This window comes from Actinacidiphila oryziradicis, from assembly GCF_005047355.1.
Lineage (GTDB): Bacteria > Actinomycetota > Actinomycetes > Streptomycetales > Streptomycetaceae > Actinacidiphila > Actinacidiphila oryziradicis.
Window position 1 is genome coordinate 100,589 of record NZ_SUMC01000013.1, and the last position, 23,490, is coordinate 124,078.

The 23,490-nt window shown below is 70.3% G+C and carries 23 protein-coding genes; 7 read left to right on the forward strand and 16 right to left on the reverse strand.

Features of this window, described 5'->3' with window-relative positions; all coding sequences use genetic code 11:
- The first annotated feature begins 116 nt into the window (after positions 1–116).
- The gene (locus tag FCI23_RS16450) at positions 117–671 is read left to right on the forward strand and encodes a PPA1309 family protein (protein WP_136724636.1); all 555 of its coding nucleotides are present in this window, start codon (positions 117–119) and stop codon (positions 669–671) included.
- Positions 672–907: 236 nt separating this feature from the next.
- Here the strand turns inward: FCI23_RS16450 and FCI23_RS16455 are convergent, their stop codons facing one another.
- The 4 genes from FCI23_RS16455 to FCI23_RS16465 all read right to left on the reverse strand — a co-directional run bounded on the left by FCI23_RS16455 (position 908) and on the right by FCI23_RS16465 (position 3,943).
- Positions 908–1,984, reverse strand: coding sequence for a YlbL family protein (locus FCI23_RS16455; protein WP_211265347.1), 1,077 nt, complete (start codon positions 1,982–1,984; stop codon positions 908–910).
- A 72-nt stretch (positions 1,985–2,056) separates the two neighbouring features.
- Positions 2,057–2,203, reverse strand: a complete 147-nt coding sequence (locus FCI23_RS56405) for a hypothetical protein (RefSeq protein ID WP_169316816.1) — start codon at positions 2,201–2,203, stop codon at positions 2,057–2,059.
- A 105-nt stretch (positions 2,204–2,308) separates the two neighbouring features.
- On the reverse strand, positions 2,309–2,743 hold the full coding sequence (locus FCI23_RS16460) for a molybdenum cofactor biosynthesis protein MoaE (protein WP_322973844.1): 435 nt from the start codon (positions 2,741–2,743) through the stop codon (positions 2,309–2,311).
- Between the two features lie 96 nt (positions 2,744–2,839).
- The gene (locus FCI23_RS16465; RefSeq protein ID WP_136724638.1) at positions 2,840–3,943 is read right to left on the reverse strand and encodes an SDR family oxidoreductase; all 1,104 of its coding nucleotides are present in this window, start codon (positions 3,941–3,943) and stop codon (positions 2,840–2,842) included.
- A 116-nt stretch (positions 3,944–4,059) separates the two neighbouring features.
- Here FCI23_RS16465 and FCI23_RS16470 point away from each other — a divergent pair, with 116 nt between their 5' ends.
- Positions 4,060–5,460: a zinc-dependent metalloprotease gene (locus FCI23_RS16470; protein WP_136724639.1), complete on the forward strand. Its 1,401-nt coding sequence runs from the start codon at positions 4,060–4,062 to the stop codon at positions 5,458–5,460.
- The gene (locus FCI23_RS16475; RefSeq protein WP_136724640.1) at positions 5,457–5,993 is read left to right on the forward strand and encodes an NUDIX hydrolase; all 537 of its coding nucleotides are present in this window, start codon (positions 5,457–5,459) and stop codon (positions 5,991–5,993) included. Before FCI23_RS16470 ends, FCI23_RS16475 begins: the two co-directional genes overlap by 4 nt.
- Before the next feature lie 41 nt (positions 5,994–6,034).
- Here the strand turns inward: FCI23_RS16475 and FCI23_RS16480 are convergent, their stop codons facing one another.
- The 4 genes from FCI23_RS16480 to FCI23_RS16495 all read right to left on the reverse strand — a co-directional run bounded on the left by FCI23_RS16480 (position 6,035) and on the right by FCI23_RS16495 (position 9,704).
- Positions 6,035–6,796, reverse strand: coding sequence for an AIM24 family protein (locus FCI23_RS16480; protein ID WP_136724641.1), 762 nt, complete (start codon positions 6,794–6,796; stop codon positions 6,035–6,037).
- A 17-nt stretch (positions 6,797–6,813) separates the two neighbouring features.
- A complete protein-coding gene (locus FCI23_RS16485; RefSeq protein ID WP_136724642.1) occupies positions 6,814–7,497 on the reverse strand; it encodes an AIM24 family protein in 684 nt (227 codons plus the stop codon).
- Positions 7,498–7,505: 8 nt separating this feature from the next.
- Complete coding sequence (locus tag FCI23_RS16490; RefSeq protein ID WP_136724643.1) at positions 7,506–9,059, reverse strand: TerD family protein; 1,554 nt, start codon at positions 9,057–9,059, stop codon at positions 7,506–7,508.
- Positions 9,060–9,128: 69 nt separating this feature from the next.
- Positions 9,129–9,704 carry a M48 metallopeptidase family protein gene (locus FCI23_RS16495; protein WP_136724644.1) on the reverse strand — a complete coding sequence of 192 codons (576 nt, stop codon included), beginning with the start codon at positions 9,702–9,704 and terminating at the stop codon, positions 9,129–9,131.
- Positions 9,705–9,898: 194 nt separating this feature from the next.
- On the opposite strand from FCI23_RS16495, the gene FCI23_RS16500 reads away from it, so the two are divergent.
- Positions 9,899–11,020 carry a TOMM precursor leader peptide-binding protein gene (locus tag FCI23_RS16500; protein WP_136724645.1) on the forward strand — a complete coding sequence of 374 codons (1,122 nt, stop codon included), beginning with the start codon at positions 9,899–9,901 and terminating at the stop codon, positions 11,018–11,020.
- Between the two features lie 7 nt (positions 11,021–11,027).
- Complete coding sequence (locus FCI23_RS16505) at positions 11,028–12,377, forward strand: ABC1 kinase family protein (protein WP_136724646.1); 1,350 nt, start codon at positions 11,028–11,030, stop codon at positions 12,375–12,377.
- Positions 12,378–12,384: 7 nt separating this feature from the next.
- Here the strand turns inward: FCI23_RS16505 and FCI23_RS16510 are convergent, their stop codons facing one another.
- From FCI23_RS16510 to FCI23_RS16530, 5 genes are all read right to left on the reverse strand, one after another.
- Positions 12,385–12,606 carry a hypothetical protein gene (locus FCI23_RS16510; protein ID WP_136724647.1) on the reverse strand — a complete coding sequence of 74 codons (222 nt, stop codon included), beginning with the start codon at positions 12,604–12,606 and terminating at the stop codon, positions 12,385–12,387.
- A gap of 105 nt (positions 12,607–12,711) precedes the next feature.
- Positions 12,712–13,026: a hypothetical protein gene (locus FCI23_RS16515; protein ID WP_136724648.1), complete on the reverse strand. Its 315-nt coding sequence runs from the start codon at positions 13,024–13,026 to the stop codon at positions 12,712–12,714.
- Positions 13,023–13,382: a WhiB family transcriptional regulator gene (locus FCI23_RS16520; RefSeq protein ID WP_136724649.1), complete on the reverse strand. Its 360-nt coding sequence runs from the start codon at positions 13,380–13,382 to the stop codon at positions 13,023–13,025. The genes FCI23_RS16515 and FCI23_RS16520 overlap by 4 nt, the downstream gene beginning before the upstream one ends.
- 101 nt (positions 13,383–13,483) lie before the next feature.
- Positions 13,484–13,783: a hypothetical protein gene (locus FCI23_RS16525; protein WP_136724650.1), complete on the reverse strand. Its 300-nt coding sequence runs from the start codon at positions 13,781–13,783 to the stop codon at positions 13,484–13,486.
- 136 nt (positions 13,784–13,919) lie between these two features.
- A complete protein-coding gene (locus FCI23_RS16530; protein WP_211265348.1) occupies positions 13,920–16,157 on the reverse strand; it encodes an ATP-dependent DNA helicase UvrD2 in 2,238 nt (745 codons plus the stop codon).
- Positions 16,158–16,323: 166 nt separating this feature from the next.
- On the opposite strand from FCI23_RS16530, the gene FCI23_RS16535 reads away from it, so the two are divergent.
- Together FCI23_RS16535 and FCI23_RS16540 are read left to right on the forward strand one after the other, a co-directional pair.
- A complete protein-coding gene (locus FCI23_RS16535) occupies positions 16,324–16,566 on the forward strand; it encodes a mycoredoxin (protein ID WP_136724652.1) in 243 nt (80 codons plus the stop codon).
- Positions 16,567–16,781: 215 nt separating this feature from the next.
- The gene (locus FCI23_RS16540; protein ID WP_136724653.1) at positions 16,782–17,228 is read left to right on the forward strand and encodes a hypothetical protein; all 447 of its coding nucleotides are present in this window, start codon (positions 16,782–16,784) and stop codon (positions 17,226–17,228) included.
- Here FCI23_RS16540 and nudC read toward each other — a convergent pair.
- Genes nudC through FCI23_RS16555 form a run of 3 tightly spaced genes read right to left on the reverse strand, consistent with a single transcriptional unit; the run spans position 17,202 to position 23,037 of the window.
- On the reverse strand, positions 17,202–18,143 hold the full coding sequence (gene nudC, locus FCI23_RS16545; RefSeq protein WP_136724654.1) for an NAD(+) diphosphatase: 942 nt from the start codon (positions 18,141–18,143) through the stop codon (positions 17,202–17,204). The two genes, FCI23_RS16540 and nudC, sit on opposite strands and share 27 nt — an antisense overlap.
- Before the next feature lie 33 nt (positions 18,144–18,176).
- A complete protein-coding gene (locus FCI23_RS16550; protein WP_136724655.1) occupies positions 18,177–19,571 on the reverse strand; it encodes a dipeptidase in 1,395 nt (464 codons plus the stop codon).
- Positions 19,572–19,620: 49 nt separating this feature from the next.
- Entirely contained in the window at positions 19,621–23,037 is a 3,417-nt protein-coding gene (locus FCI23_RS16555; protein ID WP_136724656.1) for an ATP-dependent DNA helicase, read from the reverse strand.
- Between the last annotated feature and the right edge of the window lie 453 nt (positions 23,038–23,490).

A 23,490-nucleotide genomic window follows, 5' to 3' on the forward strand; every position in this document is an offset into this window, starting at 1 on the left:
GTTCGCACCTCGAAGTATGAGTTTCGTGCGGGCACCCGGCCGGCACCCACTGATGCAACTTACTCAGGCTTTACTCAGTTCCCGTTTTCCGGGTCCGAACAGGCAGGATATTGACCATGTCCAACATTGCGTCCGATGGTGCGCCACTTGCCTCAAGCCCGCTTACCCGGGCCGTACTAGAAATCGACGAGTACACGTCAGGTCTCGGCTGGGACCAGCCCGCCAGGCTCTTCGCACTCGTCGACACCGCGCAACTGCGCACCGAAGAGCCCGGGCTCGCCGACCAGCTGGGCCTCGGCGAGGAGACCGCCGGGGCATTGACCCCCATCGAGCAGGACGAACTGCCCGCCGGGGCCCCGCTCGACGAATTCCTCGCCACCATCGCCTGGCCGGATGTCATCGCCGGGTGCGCCATGACCGTTGAGCGGCTGATGCTCCCGCCGACCGCAGAGGAAGCCATCCCCGAGGGCCTCGACGAGGCCGCCCTCGCCAAGTGGGTCGCCTCCCACCCCGAGCGCCAAGAGGTACGCATGACCGTGGCAGTGCTCAGGAACGGGGCCCGTGAGTCCGCCGTACGGCTCCGCGAGAAGGACTCCGCGGCCGAGGTGCTCACCGGCGCCGGACTCGTGCCCGGCCTGGCGGACGCCCTGGCAGCCACCTTCGAGGCGTAGGGCCTGTCCGCCCGGCGCGTGCGCCGAAGGCCCTCGTGGCGGAGCTGCTTGGGCCTCCGGCCGACGCTGCCCGGGAGGGGCCCAGGCAGCTCTGGGCCGTGTGCGGCCGATCATGAACGGCCCTTTTGCCGCTGGCGCGTCCGGGCCCGAACAGAGCCGCTGTGCGTGCTTTCCGGCGCCTTGCGATGTACCGCACCGGACGACGCCCTGACCGCCCATGACCGGCCGGACACGGCCTAGCTCGCCGAGCAGCTCGGCAGGGCCGCCGTGTTCCCGGTCCGGATGTCCTTCAGGGCATCCATCGCGTCGCCGATGGTCTTCACCTTGACGAGCGTCAGCCCGCTCGGCGTGTCCTTGGCGGCCTCCGCGCAGTTGTCAGAAGGCGTCAGGAAGTACTGGGCGCCCTTGCTGCGCGCGCCGATGGTCTTCATGTCTATGCCGCCGATCGGGCCGACCGTGCCGTTGTCGTCGATCGTGCCGGTGCCCGCGACAAACTTGCCGCCGGTGAGATCGGTCGGGGTGAGCTTGTCGACAATGCCGAGCGCGAACATCAGACCGGCACTCGGGCCGCCCACATCCGCCAGCTTGATATCGATCTTGAACGGGTAGGTGTGCTCCACCCCGGCCTGGATGCCGACAACCGCCCGCGACTTCCCGCTGTCGTTGGACTTCTTGGTGGTGATCGAGAGATCCTCGGTCGCCGCGCCCTTCTTGCCGGCGTTCTTCACCGGGACGATCGTGAAGACCACCTTCTCACCCGGCTGGTGCTTGGTGACCAGCTTCGCGACATCGGCCGCCGCCTTCACCGTCGTGCCGTCCACCGCCTTGATCACGTCGCCGGCGTGCAGCACGCCCTCGGCCGGCGCGCCCTTGACGACCGCGGAGACGATCACCCGGCCGCCGACCGATATGCCCAGCTCCTTCAGTGCCGCGACCTTGGCGCTGTCCTGGGACTGGGTGAACTCCTCGGCATTCTGCTGGTCCGCCTGCTGGGCGGTCTGGCCCTTCGGGTAGAGGATGTCGTGCTTGACGACCTTCTCGTCCGACGAGAGCCATCCGGAGACCGCCTCCACCAGATTCATGGTGAAGTCGGCGCTCGTCACCCGGACAGTGGTCATATTGAGGTGACCGCTCGTGGGATACGTCTTCCGTCCGGAGATCTGGAGCACCGGCTCACCGCTGTGCTCCCCCAGGGTGTTCACGGTCGGTCCGGGCGACATCTCCGAATACGGCACCGGCATCAGCAGTGCGACGCACAGCAGCGTTATCAGCGTCAAGGTCGAGGCGAGCAGCGTCGCGGTGCGGCGTGGCATGGAACGACAGTACGGGACGGGTCCGACAGACGCCCCGCGGGGCTGCTCCGTCAGCGCGAACCCGAGCCGGACTTACTTCTGCATGGCGTCACGGAAACGCTCATAGTCCGCCAGCGACGCCACATCACCGGTCGAGCGCCTACGGGAGGCCCAGCCGCCCCACAGGGCGGCGGCCACCGCGGCGACCAGAGGGATGAGCAACCAGGCGAGCGCAGCCATTCGGCCTCCAGACCCCGCGCATATCAATGAAGGAACTATGAGCAGATTAACCGCCCGGTATTCCAACGTTCGGGCCGGGTCGAAAGTTACGCAACCCCAGCGCCATTACTGCCCGGCGGCGCCCACCCATTCCTCGGTACCGTCGGCGAACGACTGGTGCTTCCAGATCGGCACCTCCCGCTTGAGGTCGTCGATCAGCCGCTTGCACGCCGCGAACGCCTCCCCCCGGTGCGGACACGACACCGCCACGACCACCGCAAGGTCCCCCACCCTGAGATCGCCCACCCGGTGCACCGCGGCCAGCGCCCTCACCGGGTAGTCCGCCGCCACCTTCTCCGCGATCCGCCGCATCTCCGCTTCCGCCGTCGGATGCGCCGAATAGCCGAGCCCCGTCACCTCGGCCCCGGAGCCGCCGTCATGATCCCGCACCGTCCCCACGAACAGCGCCGTGCCGCCGGCCTCATCGTGGCCGACAGCCCCGAACACCTCGTCCACCGAGAGCGGGGCCTCGCGAATCGCGAGCAGCCTGATTTGTTCCATGCCGCCATGCTGCCGCATGCGGGGGTGTATTCCCACCCGTCCGCCGAGGCCGGAAGCCCCGGCGGACGGGCGGCTCGTCCCGGGGCCTGTCCGGCCCTAGATGCCGCGCCGTTTGCGGGCGCGGCGCACGAGGGCGGCGGTGCCGACAAGGGCGACGGTCGCACCGGCGGCACCGAGGGTGGTGGCGTCCTTGCGGCCCAGCCGACGGCCGACGACGGAGTTACGCCCGGCGACCTCCTCGATGAGCTCCGCGAGAACCTCCTCGTTGGTCCAGTGGGGGCGCCAGCCCGCCTCGTGCAACCGGCTGCCGCTCACCACCCAGGGGTGCATCGTGTAGGCGAGATCCCCGGCCGGGGAGGGGGTCAGCCCGAGCCGGTGCAGCCGGGAGGCGGCGCCCAGCGCGATGGCGGGAGGCAGCTCCATGCGGCGGATTCCGCTCAGCTCCTCGATCTCCTCCTGCTCCAGCCAACCGTCGCAACCGACGGCCATCTCGCCGTCGACCTTCTCCAGGGCGGCGTATTCGAGCGCCGATACGAGGTCCTCGACATGGCAGAACTGCCAGCACGGCCGGCTGCCGGCCACCACCAACAGGCGTGGCGACTCGAAGTACCGGGTCAGCGAGGTGTCCGTACCGCCGACGAGTACCGTCGGACGCAGAATCGTGACATTGAGCCCGGGATGAGCGCGCGGCGCGCGTTTGCCGAGCCGCTCGATCTCCAGCAGGTCGCCGACAAAGCTCGCTTCCGCCGTCGCTCGCAGCGGCGTGTCCTCGGCGAGCGGAACGTCATTGTCGGGCTGGGCACCATAGACCATGGCCGAGGTGCAGAGCACGGCCCGCCGGACCCCGGCGGCCGCGGCGGCGGTGAGCACGGTCTGGGTGCCGCGCACATTGAAGGCGGTGCGTGCCTTGGGATCGGATTCGAGGTCGAGATCGAGCCCGAGATGCACGACGACATCGACGCCGCGCAGCCGCTCGGCGATCACCGGGTCCCGCACATCCAGGACCCGCCAAATGGCGCCGGGCACGTCGCCGCGCCGCTCGTCGATAGCGATGACCTTCTTGACCTGGTCGGACTCGGCCAGCCGCAGCGCTAGCAGCCGCCCGACTCCGGAGGCCGCGCCGGTGATCGCGACGACCGGGCCGTGACCGGCCGCGGCACCGCTCCGCCCTGAGCGAACGTTCTGTTCTGGGGAACTCACCGGACGTCTCCCACGGTTGTTTCTGTAGCGAGGTGCGCACTTAGTACGCAGCCATCCTGCCTGACGGGTGTCTAGGCTGGAGGTACAGGCCACAACACACAGAGCCGAGGAATCCCGTGAGCGACCACCCATTCGGATTCGGAGTCCCTCCTGAGGAGCCCGAGGACGGGGACCCGGGCAAGCACCAGGGCGGCGGGCAGGGCCCCATGAACCCCTTCGGCTTCGGCGGGGGCGCCGGCGGCGACAATCCCTTCGCCGCCATGTTCGGCTCCCTGAATCCGAACGACCTGGGCCAGGCCTTCCAGCAGCTCGGCCAGATGCTCTCGTACGAGGGCGGCCCGGTGAACTGGGACATGGCCAAGGACATCGCCCGCCAGACCGTCGCCCAGGGCACCCCGGACGGCACCAAGGACAGCAGCATCGGCCCGGCCGACCGCGCCTGGGTGGAGGAAGCGCTGCGGCTGGCCGACCTGTGGCTGGACGGGGCGACTTCGCTGCCGTCGGGCGCGGGGACGGCCGTGGCGTGGAGCCGGGCGGAGTGGGTCGAGGCGACCCTCCCTGTCTGGAAGGACCTGGTGGACCCGGTCGCGGAGCGGGTCGGCGCCGCTATGGGGGACGTACTGCCCGAGGAGATGCAGGCCATGGCCGGCCCGCTGCTCGGGATGATGCGCTCCATGGGCGGCGCGATGTTCGGCACCCAGATCGGCCAGGCGCTGGGCACGCTGGCGGGCGAGGTCGTCGGCTCGACGGATGTCGGCCTGCCGCTGGGCCCGGCGGGCAAGGCCGCGCTGCTCCCGGCGAATGTCGCCGCCTTCGGCAAGGGCCTGGGCGTGCCGCAGGAGGAGGTACGGCTGTATCTCGCCCTGCGTGAGGCCGCCCACCAGCGGCTCTTCGCGCATGTGCCATGGCTGCGGGCGCATCTGTTCGGCGCCGTGGAGGGCTATGCGCGCGGCATCAAGGTCGACACGGCGAAGCTGGAGGACGCCGTCGGCCAGCTCGACCCGTCGAATCCCGAGGCGTTGCAGGACGCTTTGCAGCAGGGCATGTTCCAGCCCGAGGACACCCCCGAGCAGAAGGTGGCCCTGGCCCGTTTGGAGACGGCGCTGGCGCTGGTCGAGGGCTGGGTGGACGCGGTCGTCCACGCGGCCGCCGCCCCGCACCTGCCGTCCGCCGGTGCGCTACGCGAGACCTTGCGGCGGCGCCGGGCGACCGGCGGCCCCGCCGAGCAGACCTTCGCGACACTGATCGGCCTGGAACTGCGGCCGCGCCGGCTGCGGGACGCCTCCCGGCTGTGGGCGTCCCTCACCGACGCTCGAGGGGTGGACGGCCGCGACGGACTGTGGGGGCACCCCGACATGCTGCCCACCGCCGGGGATCTCGATGATCCGGACGGCTTTGTGCACCGGGAGTCCGTTGACTTCTCCGAGCTCGACAAGATGCTCGGGGAAGCCGCCGGCAAGCGGGACAAGGACCAGGAGCAGGACGAGACCGAGGGCGAGGACGACGAGCAGAAGTGAGCACGCTGCACGCGGACGCGGTGCGCGTTCTGAAGGAGTGGGACGCGCCCGACGCGCAGCAGGAGCGGCTGCGGCTCGGCTACCTCGATCATCTCGCCGCCCACCCGGACGGCATGTGGAAGGCCTGCGGGGACGGGCACATCACGGCGAGCGCACTGGTGGTGGACCCCTCGTCGGGGCGGGTGCTGCTCACCCTCCACAAGAAGCTGAAGATGTGGCTCCAGATGGGCGGTCACTGCGAGCCGGACGATGCCTCCCTGGCGGCAACGGCGTTCCGCGAGGCCACCGAGGAGTCCGGCATAGCCGGGCTGACCTCGCTGAGCAGCGCACCGGTGGCGCTGGACCGGCACCACACACCCTGTGCCTGGCACCTTGATGTGCAGTACGCCGTGCTGGCCCCGCCGGGTGCGGTGGAGGCGATCAGCGAGGAGTCGCTGGACCTCAAATGGTACGGATACGAGAGAGTTGGCGATGTCGCCGACGACTCGGTCCAGCGGCTGCTGGCCCGCACCAGGGTCGTGCTCGGCATCTGAGCAGGGCCCCGGTGCGGGCCGACGTGGGGTGGGCGGCCCGGCTACCCGTTTGTGAAGATGTTCCCCTGGTTCTGCCCATGAGCGCCCTGGCCGCCCAGTCCGTACTGCGCGGCCAGTCCCTGGCCGAGCTGCGCGTTCTGCGGCGGCATCAGCTCGCTGGGCTGCACCAGGGCGTACCCCTGGCCGAGGAATTGCAGCTCCCAGCCCTCTCCGGTGTTGCCGCGCCGCCGGAAAACGCCCGAGGAGCTGGTCTGCGCCTGCATCTGGACGCGCAGTGAGGTCGACCAGGCGACAACCGCGTCCGCGTCGGCGGAGACGTACTTCTCCGGGGTGACCGGCAGCAGCAGCGGGGCGCCGGAGGTCATCAGGGCGACCTTGCCCCGCCCGGAGATGTTGAGGTTGTAGGCGCCGGTGCCGGAGACGCCGAACTGGCTGTCCACGGCGATGACCTCCCAGTGCAGCCCCGAATCGAGAGCCAGCACATATGCGCTGTCCACGGTCAGGCCGTCCTGGTCGACTTCCACGATATGTATGTGCTGGGCGAGATTGGCCAGATAGACGGTGCCCTGCCCGGAGCAGCGCATCAGGTCCAGGCCCTCGCCGGTGCGGTAGCGGGCGCCGCGCTGCCCCGGGGACTGGTACTCGCCGTCGAATTCGATCAGGCCCTGGTAAGCGACCATGGCGCCCTTGCGGGCGAGGCAGTCACGGTTGCCGTCGAGCTTCACCCGCAGCAGGTACGGGTTCTGGAGGGCGTAGAGGTCGTCGGACTGAACCTCGGTGTTCACGAAAAGCGGGCTCTGCATGGTGTGTTCGCTCCCCCTCAGCCCCGGATCCGGAGACGGTCTGTGCTGTCCTCGCTGGGCTGTATGACGACGAATCCCTGACCGGAGAACCCGATCTGGAACGCCTCGCCGCTGCCCCGGCCGATCAGCGAGGACGCCTTGAAACTGCGCTTCGACTTCGTCTTCAGCCCGGTCGACCACGCGACCAGCGCGTCCGGGTCGACATATGTGTCGTCCTCGCCACGACCGCAGTCGACGACGACCGGGGTGCCGCGCGAGGTCAGCGCTACCCAGCCGGTGCCCGAGACCCCCACATTGAACAGGCCCTGGCCGGCGAATTTCGCCAGTCCCTTGACCCTCTCGACGCCCCACTGCAACTGGGCGTCGAAGGCGAGCAGGTTGCTGCCGTTGACGGACAGCGCCTCGTTGTTGAGGTAGACGCACACCACATCGGCACCGTAGTCCGCAAGGTAGAGCAGTCCGTCGCCGCTGCACTTCATCAGCGGGGCGCGCTCGCCGGTGATCCACTGTGAAGCCATCTGCCGCACGGCCGGCGGATTCGGCTCGTACTGCACAAAGCCCTCGTACGCGACCATGGAGCCGGTGCGCGCGAAGAGGTCCTGGCCGCTCTGCATGACGACCTTGAGCATCTTTCCGCCATGGGTCTCCATACGAGCGGCGGGCGGGGTCGGCGCGAAGCCCGTGATCATTGTCTGGTCCATTGGCGGTCTCACACCTCGTAGGGCTGGACGATGATGAAATTGCCGGGCGCACCCCGGAACTGAAGGTTGACGGTCTCCCCGCTGTGACCGGGGTACGCGTTCCGGCGCAGCCGTACCTGACTGGAGAGAATCACCTGCGAGGCAGCCGACCACGCGACGATCGCGTTGCAGTCCGCGTACGTCGTCGGGGTCACCGGCAGCACCACCGGCGTGCCGTGCGTCTTGACGATCACTGTGCCGGTGCCCTGGAACTGCATGGTGAACAGTGCGCCGCCGGGAATGCCGTGGCCCTCGATCCGGCGCACTTCGTGCTGGAGGCTCTCGTCGAAAGCGAGCACATTCTCGGCGGAGACGCAGATCGCGTCCCCCTGGAGCTCGATCGGGTGGAGATAGGAGGCGTCCTCGGCGAAGAACACCTGGCCGCGGCCGGTGCAGCGCATCAGCTGCATCTCCTGGCCGGTGGCATTACCGACGATCCGGCCGGCGAACCCGGCGCCCTTGTAGCCAAATTCCACCTTCCCCTGGTACAGCACCATGCTGCCCTGCCGGGCCAGTACGGGCTGGCCTCCGGCCTGGGACAGGTCTGCCCGGATCAGCTTGGCGTTCTGCTGTGTCCACCGCTGCCCGGTCGGGGCCTCCCGGTACTTCTCGATCGCTGCCGCCAGTCCCGCTCCGGCCGGCGCGGCCGGCGTCGGGGTGTGCGGCGGGGCCTGGCCGAACGCGGGCTGCGCCGGCACCTGCCCGAACGGTCCGGCCTGGCCGAATCCGGGTGGCGGCTGCGGCGGCGGGACCTGACCGAAGGGCGGCTGGCCTGGCGGGGGTACCACCGGGGCCACCATGGTGGGCGCGGAGTGCAGCGCGGGATTGCCCAGCGCCGGCAGCGGCGGCGGGCCGGCCGGCGCGGGGGTGGGCGCGTGCGGCGGTGCTCCGAAGGCCGGGGCCGGGGCCGGGGCGGGGGCGGGGAAACCCGCTGGCGGGGCGGCCGGGGGCGCGAAGCCCGGGGCTGCGGCCTGCTGCGGCACCACCGGAGATTCCTCGGCGACCTCGCCGCCGAAGTTCTTGAGCAGCGCGTCCAGGCCTCCGTCGAAGCCCTGGCCGACGGCGGCGAAGCGCCAGACATCCTTCAGATAGACATCGGCGAGCATCACCGCGCGCTCGGTCGTGAATTCGGCGCCATTGAACGCGTAGCGGGCAACTTCCTCACCACCGGCGACGATCCGGATGTAGCCCGGGCCCACCTGGGACATCTGTCCGGGGCCGTCGATCGTCGCGGTGAAGGACAACTTCTGGATCTCCGGCGGTATCCGCTCCAGCGTCACGCGGAAGGATTCGCTGTCGCCGGCCTGCGGGCCGAGCTGCTGGATCGCTTCCTCGGGTGACTTCGGCTGGTTGAAGAAGATGAAGTAACGGTCGTCCGACAGCTGTTCGTGGGTGTCGAGCCCGAAGCAACTGATGTCGAAAGTCAGACCCGGACCGGCGATCTGCACTCCGATGTACAGATCCGTCCCCGCCGTCAGATCACCGATCTTGGCCTTGTGGCCGCGTTGGAACTCCCTGGCCATGCGAACGACCGTCCCCCATCGTCAAGTACCTGTACGTTGCGACAGGCTAACCGCTCGGTGTGTCAGCGGCTATTCCTGGCGGGCCGCCGGAAGATGGGGAAGCCGGCCGGCGGCCACCACGCCCTCCAGATAACCGCGGGCCCGCTCGGTGCGCGGATAGGAGTCGAGAAGCTTCCAGAAGCGCGGCCCGTGCCCGGGGACGAGGAGATGGGCCAGCTCATGGAGGAGTACGTAGTCGATGACGTACTCCGGCATGCCCTGAAGGCGGTGCGAAAGGCGGATGCTGCCCTCGGACGGGGTGCAGGAACCCCATCGCGAATTCTGATTGGTGACCCAGCGGACGATGTCCGGCGCGGCACGGCCGCCGAGGTACTGCGCCGAGAGCTGGGCGGCGCGTGCCGCGAGCTCGTCGTCGCCCAGCATCTGCCGGCTCTCCTGGGCCGCCAGCTTGTCGAGCATGACCGTCACCCAGCGTTGCTCCTCGGTGGCGGACATCCGGGCCGGGATGAGGACCACGGTGCGGTCGCCTTCGCGGTAGGCCGAGACGGTGCTGCGGCGGCGGGCGCTGCGGCGCACCTCGACCGTGCTCGTCCGGGGGCCGCGCAGGCGCTGACTGGAAAGGCTGTGGGCTGGGTCGGCGGACACGTCTCGAACTTACCCGTCCTGGGCCGTGGAAGTCCTGCCCCCCGGCGTGCCCGCGCAAAAAAACCACCGCCCCAGAATCACCCAGCGCTCATATTGAACGATTAAAGACCAGAACCTGTGGATAACTTTCGCCGGCCGTCGGCACGTGCGGGCATTCTGGATACAGCAAAACCACGGGGAATCACGGGGTGATCATGAACATGCGTCCCATGCTCAAGACGGCCATGCGGAGAAGCTGGCGCAATCGCGAGAGCGTGCAGTTCGGCGTCGACCCGGCGCACGCCGTTGTACTCGACTCGGTCGACGGAGCGGCGGCCGGCTTTCTCGATCTTCTCGACGGCACCCGGGGGCTCGGCCCGCTCTCCCGCGAGGCCGAGGCCCTGGGACTCGAACCACGGCAGGCGCACCGGCTGCTCGGGCTGCTCGCCGAAGGCGGCGTTCTCGACGACGCCGCGGCGCACTCCGAGCTGGCCCGGGCGGTAAGGCACCGGGCGGCGGCGATGGACCGGCTGCGGCCCGATCTCGCGGCGCTGTCGGTGGTGCACCCAGGGCCGGGCGGCGCGGCGGCGCGGATACGGGACCGGCGCGGCGCGCGGGTGCGGGTGGTCGGCGCGGGGCGGGTCGGGGCGGCGGTCGCGGCGCTGCTGTCGGCCGCAGGGGTGGGCCGGGTCGAGGTGCGGGACGCCGGCCGGGTCGAGCCGTGGGATGTGGGCCCCTGCGGGATTCCCCCCGAGCAGATCGGCGAACGGCGGGACGCGGCGGGACGCGGGACCGTACGACGCGCGGCGCCCGACCCCCGGGCAGCCGCGCTGGGGCGGCGCGGGCCCCGGGCCGCCCCGGAGCCGGGGCTCGATCTGGTGGTGCTGGCCCCGCGCGACGGCCTGGCCGCATATGCCCCGGAGCCGGACGAGGCCGGCCCGCTGCTCACCGCGGGCATCCCGCACCTCTATACCGGGGTGCTGGAAGGAATGGGCGTGGTGGGACCATTGGTGCTACCGGGCCGCACGGGGTGTGCGGGATGTCTCGCACAGCAGCTGACCGACGCCGACCCGGCCTGGCCCCGGGTCCTGGCCCAGCTGCGGTCGGGGCGCCCGGCGGGGGTCCAGGCTTGTGACATCGCGCTGGCCACAGCGGTCGCGGGCACGGCTGCGGCACATGTTCTGGCCAGGCTGGACGGCCGGACCCCGCCAAGTTCGGGGGCGCGGGTGGAGTTCGGGCTGGCCCGGTTGACAATGGATATCCGGCCGGTGCCGGGGGACCCGCGATGCGTCTGCGGGGCGGCGGGGCAGAATGACCGCGTGACCGACCGGAAATGAGGGGCGCATGTCTGACCTTCCGCGCAAAGCGGTGACTCGCACCGCGAAGTTGGCGGCGCTTCCATTGGGGTTCGCGGGCCGCGCCACTCTGGGACTCGGCAAGCGGCTCGGCGGCCGGCCCGCCGATGTAGTGGCGATCGAGCTGCAGGAGCGCACCGCCGAGCAGCTGTTCAAGGTCCTCGGGGAGCTGAAGGGCGGGGCCATGAAATTCGGCCAGGCTCTGTCGGTGTTCGAAGCGGCACTTCCCGAGGAGATGGCCGGCCCCTACCGGGCGGCGCTCACCAAGCTCCAGGAGGCCGCGCCGCCGATGCCGGCCCGCACAGTGCACGCGGTACTGGAGAAGCAGCTGGGCGCGGACTGGAGATCGCTGTTCTCCGGATTCGACGAGAAGCCGGCGGCCGCGGCCTCGATAGGCCAGGTGCACCGCGCGGTGTGGCACGACGGGCGCGAGGTCGCGGTGAAGGTGCAGTATCCAGGCGCCGGGGACGCGCTGCTCTCGGATCTGAACCAATTGGGCCGGGTGGCCCGGCTGTTCGGCCCGCTGATCCCCGGGATGGACATCAAGCCGCTGATCGCCGAGCTGCGCGCCCGGATCTCGGAGGAGCTGGACTACGCGCTGGAGGCGCAGGCCCAGCGCATCCACGCCGTGGAGTTCGCCGACGACCCGGACGTGGTGGTTCCGGATGTGGTGCACCAGGCCGACCAGGTGCTGGTGACCGACTGGATGGAGGGGGTGCCGCTCGCCGAGGTGATCGCCAAGGGCAGCAAGGAGATGCGGGATCGAGCCGGCCAGCTGCTGGCCCGCTTCCTCTTCGCCGGACCGGCCCGCACCGGGCTGCTGCACGCCGACTCCCACCCGGGCAACTTCCGGCTGCTCGTCGATGACGGCCCGGCGGAAGGCTGGCGGCTCGGCGTGCTGGACTTCGGCACCGTCGACCGGCTCCCGGAGGGGCTGCCGCTGCCGATAGGCACCGCCCTGCGGCTGGCGCTGGCGGACGACGCCGAATCCGTGCACTCGATGCTCCGCCAGGAAGGCTTCGTCAAGCCGACGATTGCGCTCGACCCGGACGCGGTCCTGGACTATCTGCGGCCGATCATCGAGCCCGCCAGGGTGGAGGCGTTCGCCTTTGATCGTAGCTGGATGCGGGCCCAGGCTGCACGGATCGCCGATCCGCGTTCGCCCGCCCACCAGTTGGGCAAGCAGCTCAATCTGCCGCCGTCGTATCTGCTGATCCATCGCGTGACGCTGAGCACCATCGGTGTGCTGTGCCAGTTGACGGCGACGGTGCGACTCCGGGACGAGCTGCGGGAGTGGCTCCCGGGCTTCGCGGAGGAGGGTGAAGCGGAGTCTGCGTAGGGCCTGGCTACCACCAGGCGGAGTCGAGACGGCCTTCGATGCTGCGCAGGTTGGCTCGGGAGCAGCCGTCGCAGAAGTAGACGCGGCTGCCGTTCTCCACGGAACAGGTCCAGGTGATCGGCAGCCCTTCGCGGGCGGCGCCGCAGCGAGCGCAGACGGTGGTCTTGACGGCGCCGGCGAGCGCGACCGACTCACCCGGATCGACAGGGTCCTGAGTCTTCTGATCCACCCGCCGACGATATCCCCGCACGCCCGCAAAAGCGGACAACGCACCGCAGGGCCCATCCGAATGGATGGGCCCTGCGGTTGAGATCGGTGCCGGCCGGACACCGGATTACTGCATCACGGCCAGCGCCAGCGCGCGGCGGGCGCGGAGCGAGACACGCTCGGCACGGCGCTGGAGGCGCCGGGCGCTGAGCAGGCGGAGGGCCCTGCGTTCATGCTCGGCCTCATAGAGGCGCTGTTGCATATGGACACGGGCCAGGGCTTCTGGCATGAGTTGCATTTCGAGGTTCCTGTTCTGACGCGAGGTGTGCGCGTCGGCGGGCGGTGCGGGGGCGTCGGTGACGGACGGGGTCATCGTGGGGTCCTGCTTCTGCGGGTCGTGCGTATGAGGGCGGTCGATCGTTCCGAGGACTGGGCGGGTCATGCCATGACCGCGTTCTTGCGCGGGCGGCCACGGGGCCGCTTCCGGGGCACCACGACCCCCTGGACAAAGAGCTCGCCACCCCAGACACCCCAGGGCTCGCGGCGGTCCTTCGCACCGGCCAGGCAAGCCTCCAGCACGGGACAGGTCCGGCAGAGCGACTTGGCGTACTCGACGTCGGCCGGCGACTCCGCGAAGAAGACCTCCGGGTCGTAGGTCCGGCACGGGACGGGTACGCCGAGGCGCTCGATCTCGTCATCGAGCTCGGTCAGGGGCAGCAACGGGACCTCCGAGTGGTCAGTGGGCGGGGGCTTCGGGTCGGCGTGCGATACGGACGGTGCGTGCGGGATGGGGTGCACGGTCGGTTCGTTCCTCGTCTGTTGGGTTTTTGGAAAACAGAAGGGCCGCGGATCCCGGTCTGGGATTCCGCGGCCCTGGAAGGTGCCGGCCTGATCGTGGATCAGACTGGATCACTCCAGGGTTCAAACCTGCGGAGGTCCCACATGGGGTGGTGCTGCTTCTTCTGTCCGTTTTTGGTCCGATTGCCGGCACCGTTGGTGTCCGCAAAGGCATAGGCCTGCGCCTGTGCCGTCGCCGCTACCGCAAGTGCCTTGGTCTGTCGCTCAATGCGGACACCGCCCAGGCCACTGCCCATGGCAGGGACGCCGGACAGACCGCTGACGGGCAGCGAGAAGCCGAGCGGGCGGGCGGCAACGACCGATCGATCGGTCATTTGCGTGACGTTGATGATGCTGATCATTGGAATCCGCCTCCTTCGGCGTCTCGTAGAGCTTGTCGGACGTGCTTGCTTAGTACATCACGGTTCCTGGGGCTCTTGGAAGAGTCCCGGTGCCCGTGCTCAGAGAGGCTATGGGGATCTCCACGGCGGGCGCAAACTATTTTTCTGGCTCTTCTGCAACAGCTTCTTCTCCCGCCCCGGAGGCGAGCTCCTCGCCTCTGCACAGGGCCAGGACATCGGCACCGTACTTGTCCAGTTTGCGGGCCCCGACGCCCGCGATCACCGCGAGGCCGGAGGCGTCCATGGGACGGACCTCGGCGATGGCCAGCAGCGTCTTGTCGGTGAAGACGCAATAGGCCGGTTGGCCCAGCGCCTTGGCCTGCGCCACCCGCCATTCGCGCAGCCGCTCGTACAGCGCCTCGTCCAGATCGGAGGGGCAGTCCTCGCAGCGCATCAGTTTGATCTCGCCCGCCTCGGACAGAGTGCGCCCGCACACCCGGCAGTGCACCGGGCCGCGCTTCTTCCTGGCGCTTGGAACGCGCTCCACCCCGCCCCTGCTGGTCGATGGCCTGCCCGCCGCTCCCCGGGGGGTGGACCCGGGCCGCAGGCCGTCCAGGAAGCGCGAGGGACGCCGGCCGCCGCGGCCGCCCGGGGAGCGCGAGAGCGCCCAGGACAGACCGAGATGGAACCTGGCCCGGGTGACCCCGACGTAGAGCAGCCGCCGCTCCTCCTCGATCTGCTCGTCGGTCTTGGCGTAAGTGATCGGCATCGTGCCTTCCGTGAGGCCGACCAGGAACACCGCGTCCCATTCCAGGCCCTTGGCGGCGTGCAGCGAGGCAAGGGTGACTCCCTCGACCGTCGGCGCGTGCAGGGCGCCCGCCCGCTCGTCGAGCTCGGTGACGAAGTCGCCCAGCGTCGCGGCCGGCCGGGCCTGTACGAAGTCCTCGGAGAGCCGCACCAGGGCCGCCAGGGACTCCCAGCGGTCCCGGACCGCTCCCGATCCGGACGGCGGCTCGGACGCCCAGCCGCGCGAGCTGAGCACCGCCCGCACCTGCGCGGGCAGATCGGCGTCGTCAAGACCCGGCTCGGACGTCCCTCCCGCCCGGGCGGCGCCGCGCAGCAGCAGCCCGGCCTCGCGCACCTCGGGCCGTTCGAAGAACCGCTCGGCGCCGCGCAGCTGGTACGGCACCCCGGCGTCGGCCAGCGCCTGTTCGTAGATCTCGGACTGGGCGTTGACCCGGTAGAGGACCGCGATCTCGCTGGGGCGCACCCCGCCGTCCATCAGCTCCCTGATCCGGCGTGCGGTGCCCTCGGCCTCGGCGGGCTCGTCGGCGTACTCCGCATAGGCCGGTTCGGGACCGGCCTCGCGCTGCGAGACCAGCTCCAGGCGGTGTTGGGCGGCCTGGCCGCGGGCCTGGGCGAGGAGTCCGTTGGCGAGGTGGACGACCTGCGGGGTGGAGCGGTAGTCCCGGACCAGCTTCACGACCGTCGCGTCCGGGTGGCGGGTGCGGAAACCGAGCAGATAGTCGGGGGTGGCGCCGGTGAAGGAGTAGATGGTCTGGGAGGCGTCGCCGACCACACAGATGCTGTCCCGGTCGCCGAGCCACAGGTCGAGCAGCCGCTGCTGGAGCGGGCTGACGTCCTGGTACTCGTCGACGACGAAGTGCTTGTACTGGGACCGTACGCTTTCGGCCACATCCGGCCGCTCCTGGAGGACGCCGACGGTCAGCAGCAGCACATCCTCGAAGTCGATCATCCCCCGCTCGCGCTTGAGCTGCTCGTAGGCGGCGTAGATCCGCGCCGTCTCGGCCGGGTCCCGGGGGACGTCACGGCCGGACTTCGCAGCGGCGGCCGGATAGTCCTCGGGCACCGTCTGGGTGACCTTGCACCACTCGATCTCGCTGGTGACATCGCGCAGTTCATTGCGGTCGAGGCGGATCCGGCAGCGGGCCGCCGACTCGGAGACGAACTGGACCTTCCGCTCCAGCAGCCGCGGCATCTGGCCGCCGACCGCGCGCGGCCAGAAGTACTGCAGCTGGCGCAGCGCCGCCGAGTGGAAGGTGCGCGCCTGCACGCCGCCCGCGCCGAGCTGGCGCAACCGCCCGCGCATCTCGCCCGCCGCACGGTTGGTGAAGGTGACGGCCAGCACACTGGCGGGCTGCAGTATCCCGGCCCGCACCCCGTACGCGATCCGGTGGGTGATCGCCCGGGTCTTGCCGGTGCCGGCCCCGGCCAGCACGCATACCGGCCCGTGCAGCGCGGTGGCGACGGCGCGCTGCTCGGGGTCGAGCCCGTCGAGCACGCCGTCAGCCCCGTCCGGTGGAGCGGGGAACTGGGTCGGCGCCGGGACGGTGGGGAAGGCGGGGGAGAGCGAGGTGTGCGTTGCTGCGGTCACCCCGCCATGCTGCCAGGTCCGCTGGGACAGCCGGGAAAGTTATCCACAGGCGGGACTCAATGGTGTGATTATCGTGCTCCAGGAATGCGGGAGGAGCGGGTTAGCGTTCACCGATTGGTCGGATCCACCCCGGTCCGGCCACCCTGGTCGTGAGGAGCGAAAACAGATGTCGGGCACTGTGACCATGTACAGCACCACCTGGTGCGGATACTGCCGGCGGCTCAAGGGGCAGATGGACCGCGAGGGAATCGGCTACACCGAGATCAACATCGAGCACGACCCGGAGTCCGCGAAGTTCGTCGAGAGCGTCAACGGCGGCAACCAGCTGGTGCCGACCGTGCTTTTCCCCGACGGCTCGGCGCTGCCGAACCCCTCGTTGGCGCAGGTCAAGCAGAAGCTCGGCGTCTGAGCCCGAGTCCGACAGCGCTACCGCACATAGGTGACGCCCCCTCCGGCCCGGCCTGAGGGGGCGTCCCTTTTACCCGGGGGACGCCGGTGAACCCTGATGGGCGCGCCCAGGATGCCCGTCAGGAGAACAGGACTTACTTCTTGGAGTGACGGCTTCGTCGCATATGTCGACTTCGCCGTTTTCATCCTCCTCCTCGTTATCTGGAAGGAAGTCCCGTGAAGTCCACTCTCATAGCCCCTGCCCTGGCCGCAGCCCTGGTGTTTTCGGGCGCCGTCGCCGCGACGGCCGACGGCGTCCGTCCCGGCACGACGACCGCTGGCCAGAGCAGCAAGAGCAAGGGCGAGTTCGACAGGATCCGCATCGTGACGCGGACCGTTCGCGTGCCGGAAGAGGAGACAGAGAAGGGAGAGAAGGGAGAGAACGTGCGTACCGCGCGCACGCTCACCGTCCGCTGCGAGCGCGAAGACGAGCGCGTCGTCGGGGGCGGCGTCCAGACCGACGCCCCTGACCGCGTCGCCGTCACCGGAACGTACCCCACCGCGGACAGGGCCTGGACAGGGGTGACCACACCGTTCGCGAACACGAGGGAACGCACTCGTGCGTACACGATCACCGTCTTCGCCGTCTGCAAAGAGCTAGAGAAGGAGCGGCGCCAGTGGTAGTGGCTTGCCGTACCAGATCTCGATGAGCCGTGCGGCAATGGAGATACCCGACGGCGGCAAGATCTCACCGGACTCGATGCCCTCGCGGATGTCCTCGCGGGAGAACCACCGGGCCTCGTGGATCTCGTCGCCGTCGACATTGATCTCGGACGATGTCGCCCGCGCCATGAAGCCCAGCATCAGGCTCGACGGAAACGGCCAGGGCTGGCTCGCGACATACGACACCTCGCCGACCGTCACACCCGCCTCCTCCGCGACCTCTCGGACCACGGCCTGCTCGATCGACTCGCCCGGCTCCACAAATCCCGCGAGAGTGGAGAACCGGCCCTCCGGCCAGTGCACCTGGCGGCCGAGCAGCGCGCGATCCTCGTCGTCCGTCACCAACATGATCACGGCCGGATCGGTACGGGGGTAGTGCTCGGCCCCGCAGGCCGGGCAGCGGCGGATGTGGCCGGCCGCCGCGATGACGGTGCGCTCCCCGCAGCGCGAGCAGAAACGGTGCATACGCTGCCAGTTCTCCAGCGCGACGGCGTGCACCATCAGGCCCGCCTCCAGCTCCGGCAGCAGGCCGCCCACCTCGCGGAGCCCGGCGGGACGCTCATCGGCGTCGATCCGGCCGGGAAGCGCGTCCTTCTGCAGAGCGAAGTACCGCACGCCCTCCTCATCGATCCCGAGGAAGTACCGGTGCATCTCGGTGAGCGGTGCGTCGAAGGACGGGGTCATGACGAGCCGAGGGCCATCGTCCGTGTCCTCGACCAGCACCTGGCCGCCGGATACCACGAAGACCCGGGTGGTCGGATGGCTCCAGGCCGCAGCCAGCCACGCCTCGTCGAGGCGGTTGTTGGCGGCGCGGTCCACGACGGCCTGCGCCAGGGGCACCGGCCGGTGGTTGAGGTCGAATCCGTTTCCGGACAAGGCTGCTTCCAACTCCCACTCATATGCGGATGGTTACAAAGCGGAGGATCCCAAATCTCCCCACAGGTAAGCGGTGGTCTCGACGCCCTTGAGGAGCAGGTCGAGTTCAACCTTCTCGTTCACTGAGTGCCAACCGTCGGACGGCACGGAAATTCCCAGGAACAGGACAGGTACATCCAGCACGTCCTGGAGGTCCGCGGCCGGGCCGGAACCACCCTCCCGGGTGAATCTGACCTCTCTGCCGAAGGCTCTCGCCATCGACCGGACGACCGACTGCAGCGCAGGGTGGTCCAGCGGGGTCAGGCACGGGCGTGTCGCGCCCAGCCAGGTGATGCGGTGACGGATGCCGTCCGGGAGGTGGTCCTCGGCCCAGTCGGCCACCAAACGCTGGACCTTTTCCGGGTCCTGGCCCGCGACCAGCCGGAACGACAGCTTCAGGTGGGCCTCCGCCGGGATGATCGTCTTGCCGCCGGGGCCCTGGTAACCGCTGTATATGCCGTTCACCTCAGCGGTCGGGCGCGCCCAGATCCTTTCCAGGGTGCTGTGGCCCGCCTCGCCGAGCGGCGCGTACGACACCGCCGTACGGAGCCATTCGTTCTCGTCGAAGGGCAGCTCGGCGAAGAGCTCACGCTCCCGGGGCGCCAGGTCCGTCACCCCGTCGTAGAAGCCCGGCACCGCGACCCGGCTGTCCGCGTCGTGCAGCGCCGCCACCAGACGGGCCGCTTCGGTGGCGGGATTCGGCACCGCCCCGCCGAAGGACCCGGAGTGAATGTCCTGGTCCGGCCCGAAAAGGTCGATCTGGCACTCGGCGAGGCCGCGCATGCCCGTGCAGACCGTCGGGGTGTCCGCCGCCCACATGCCGGTGTCCGACACGATCGCCACGTCGCAAGCCAGGCGGCCGGCGCGCGCCGCGACCAGGGCGGGGAAGTTCGGGGAGCCCGACTCCTCCTCACCCTCGACAAGCAGCTTGAGATTGACGGCGGGGGCGCTGCGGCCGGTCGCGGCGAGGTGCGCGCGGACGCCGAGTGTGTGGAAGAACACCTGGCCCTTGTCATCGGCCGCGCCACGGGCGTACAGCCGGCCGTCACGCGTCACCGGCTCGAAGGGGTCGGTGTCCCAGCCGTCGCCGATATCGGCGGGCTGGACGTCATGGTGCCCGTACACCAGGACCGTCGGCGCCCGCGGGTCGCCGGACGGCCACTCCGCGAAGACGGCCGGCGCGCCCGGGGTTTCCCAGATCTCCGTCACCGGGAAGCCGGTACCGGCGAGTTTCGCCGCCAGCCACTCGGCGCTCCGGCGTACGTCGGCGTTCCGCGCGGGGTCGGCGGATACGGACGGGATGCGGAGCCATTCGGCGAGATCGCCGAGGAACGCCTCCCGATTGACGTCGATGTACGCGCGGACGGCGCTGTCCGGGGTGGTGCTCATAGCGTCCAGCCTATCGGGGACCGGCGAACGCTTCGGCCCGGGCTCCGGCTCAGACGTCGGCCTCGTCGAGAAGCAGGCGTTCGAGTGCGGGCCGGTCGGGAAGGTCCGTGGGACGGATGATCTCGCCCGTACGGACGTAGAGGAAGGCGGCGGTGACTCGGTCGAGGGGCACATTGTGCTGCTCCGCCCAGGCGAGCCGGTAGACGGCCAGCTGGAGGTCGTCGGCGGAGCGGGAACGGTTGGTCTTCCAGTCGACGATCTCGTACGCCGTACCGCCCTCGTCCCGCTCGCGGTACACCGCGTCGATACGGCCGCGGATCACCCGGCCGGCGAGGGTGAGCTGGAAAGGCGCCTCGACGCGGTAGGGGCTGCGCTCGGCGTACGGCGTGCGGAGGAAGGCATCCTTCAGGGCGGCGAGATCGCGCTCATCCTCGATCTCGTCGTCGCCCTCGATGCCGGGGAGATCCTCGGGGAGCAGGAGCGGCAGCGGTTCGAAGCGGGACTCCACCCACGCGTGGAAACGGGTGCCGCGGCGCGCGGCGGGCTGCGGCGGACGCGGCATCGGGCGGGCCAGCTCGCGCGCGAAGCCATCGGGGTCGGCCGCCAGCCGGACGAGCTGCGAGGCGCTGAGAACGGGCGGCACGGGTACGTCCCGCACAGTGGCGCGGGCGCGGCGCAGCTCCCCGGCGAGCGCGTCGAGGTCACGGTCCCAGGAAGCGATGAGCCGGGCCTCCTCGGGGGCCGGTGCGGGCGTCTGTCGCGGCAGTGACAGGCGCGGTGGCGGTGACGGCTGCGCGGGCGGCGCCGTCTCGTGCACCTGTTGCGGACGACCGGTGGCCAAGTCGTCCCAATCGTCCCAGCTGTCCCAGTCGTGTTCGTCGTCCGCGAACTCGTCCGGCGGCGCCGGCTCAGGTTCCGGCTCAGGTTCCGGCTTCGGCTCCGGCTCCGGCGGGGCAGCGAGATGGGCCAGGACGGTGCGGGCGGCCTGGCGGCGGCGTTCCAGGGCCGTCGGATCGAGGGGCAGGGGCCAGGCGTACTCGGCGGGGTGTTCCAGGGCAGGGTTCTGGGCGTCGTCGGGCGGGGGGTCGGTCCACTGCTCGATCTCGCCGTAGCCGGCCTCGCAGTGCACACGCAGGGCGTCCAGGAAGGCGGACGGTCCGAAGGGCCTCTTCTGGGTGGGCCCCCACCAGTGGCCGGAGCCGAGGAGGAGGGACCGGGGCCGGGTGAAGGTGACATAGCCGAGGCGGAGCTCCTCGATGCGGTTGTGCTCGGCCATGTCCTGCCTGAAGGCCTCCAGGCCCGCCCTGGTCCACTCGGCGACATCGGGGAGGGTGTCCGCGTCGCCGCGCAGCCCGTGCGGCAGCACCTTCGCGTTCGACGGCCACAGCTCGCGGCCACGCTCGCTCGGGAAGCCCTTCCGTACCAGGCCGGGGATGGCGACGACATCCCACTCCAGGCCCTTGGACTTGTGCGCGGTAAGCACTTTCACCGTGTTCTCGCCGCCGGGGAGCGAGCTGTCCAGGCCCTTCTCGTACTGCGCGGCAGTGTGCAGGAAGCCGAGGAAAGCCAGCAGCGTCGCGTCACCGTCCAGGGCCGCGAAGTTCGCGGCGATGTCGAGAAAGGCGCTGAGCGTCTCACGGCGGCGGGCGGCGAGCGCGTGCGGAGAGGCGGCGAGCTCGACCTCCAGCCCGGTGACGGCAAGCACCCTGTGCAGGACGTCCATCAACGGCTCGGTGAGCGCCCGCCGCAGGTCGCGGATCTCCGTGGCCAAGCGGGCGAATCGGACCCGGGCCTCCGGCGAGAACGGCAGGTCATCGCCCGGATCGGCATCGAGGAAGGTCTCCAGCGCGTCAGCGAGCGACACGACTTCGGCCGGGTCGGTGCCCTCCACCGCTGCGGCAAGGCGGTCCTCGCTCTCCCCTCCCGCTCCTCCCCCCGCCCCGTACGGGACGAGGAGGCGCGCACGGCGGCCCAGAAGCGCCAGGTCACGCGGGCCGATGCGCCAGCGCGGGCCGGTCAGCAGCCGCACCAGGGACGCGTTCGCGGTCGGATCGTGCAGCACCTCGCACACGGCGACCAGGTCGGCGACCTCAGGCAGATGCAGCAGGCCGGACAGGCCCACGACCTCGACGGGAATGTCGCGGGCGACCAGCGCCGCATGGATGTCGGCGAAGTGGCTCGTGGTGCGGCACAGGACGGCGATCTCGCCGGGGGCGGTGCCGGTGCGCACCAGGTGCGCGATTGAGTCGGCGAGCCAGGTGATCTCGTCGGCCTGGGTAGGGAGCAGGGCGCACCGCACGACCCCGTCACGCTCCGCGCCTGGTGCCGGGCGCAGGGCCTCGACGCCCTCGTGGCGGGCCCGCAGCTCGGTGGCGAGGCCGTTGGCCAGATCGAGGAGACGGCCGCCGCTCCGGCGGTTCTCGGAGAGGGAGTAGCGGTCGGAGGGCGAGCCGTCGGTGTGCGGGAAGTGGACCGGGAAGTCGTCCAGGTTCGCCACGGACGCGCCGCGCCAGCCGTAGATCGCCTGGCAGGGGTCGCCGACAGCCGTCACCGGGTGGCCGGTGCCGCCATTGCCGTCGCCGAACAGCCCGGCGAGCAGCAGTCGCTGCGCCACGGAGGTGTCCTGGTACTCGTCGAGGAGGACGACCCGGTACTGCTCGCGCAGGATCCGCCCCACCTCGGGGCGGCCCTGTGCGAGGGTCGCGGACAGCGCGATCTGGTCGCCGAAGTCGAGCAGGTCGCGCTGCTTTTTCGCTTCGCGGTACGCGATGGCCAGCCCGGCGAGGTCCAGCCGGGCCCGGGCGGTCTCGGGGAGCTTGCGAAGCTCGGCGTTGGTGAGGCGGACGCCTTCGAGGATGTGCAGGAGCTCCTCGTCGTACGCCTGGAGCCGGTCGGGCGGCACGAGGTGCTCTGCGAGCTCGCCTTCCAGGGCGAGCAGGTCGCTTACGAGGGTCGGGATGCCCTTGGTCAGCGCCGGGAACGGGCCGGGTGCGGACCGGAGGACCTTCGCGGCGAGCTGGTAGCGGGTCGCATCCGCGAGGAGGCGGGCGGAGGGTTCGAGGCCTATGCGCAGGCCGTGCTCCTTGAGGAGCTGGCCGGCGAACGCGTGGTACGTCGAGATCTGCGGTTCGCCGGGGGCGGCGTTCGCCGGGTCTGTTGGGTCGGCCGGGGCGGCCGGGTCCGGATCGGTGATCCCGGCCTTCAGCAGGGCTTTGCGTACACGCTCGGTCAGTTCACCGGCGGCCTTGTTCGTGAACGTGAGGCCCAGCACCTGCTCCGGCGCGACTTGGCCGGTGCCGACCAGCCAGACGACGCGGGCCGCCATCACGGTCGTCTTCCCGGAGCCCGCTCCGGCCACGATGACCTGCGGGGCGAGAGGGGCGGTAATGCACGCCGTCTGCTCCGGGGTGAAGGGGATGCCCAGCAGCTCCTTGAGCTGCTCGGGGTCGGTGATGCGGGCTGTCACCCAGTGAGGCTATCCGGCCCCGCTGACATCGCCGGCCCGGTGCGGCTGCGCCGGGCTGACCGGTGCGACGGCGGGTGCCCCCGGTGCCGGGGTTGCCGATCCTCCCCCAGCCTTCGGCCGGGAGGTGCCCCCACCAGCTACCGCTGGGAAGTGCCCCCACGACAGTGTCGCCAGCACCCCCTGCACCATGCGCCATCGGCATACGGCGACAAAGTCTGCGGGGACACCCCTGCACCGCCCCCTCCGGCCCGGTTCAGCGCCTCACGGTGGGTTGTGTCCCGCGGTCACCCCGGGGGTTGCCCGGCGCGCGGGGCTTTGGTTTTACGGTCTCCGCCCCGAGCGGGGCGTCACGCGCCTGTCCGGCCGGGAGGGGACGTGCCGGGGTGTCCCCGCAGGGGACGAGCACATGCACCCCGGGTGCGTTTCCTGCGGACCCGCACGCGCGAGCCCCGA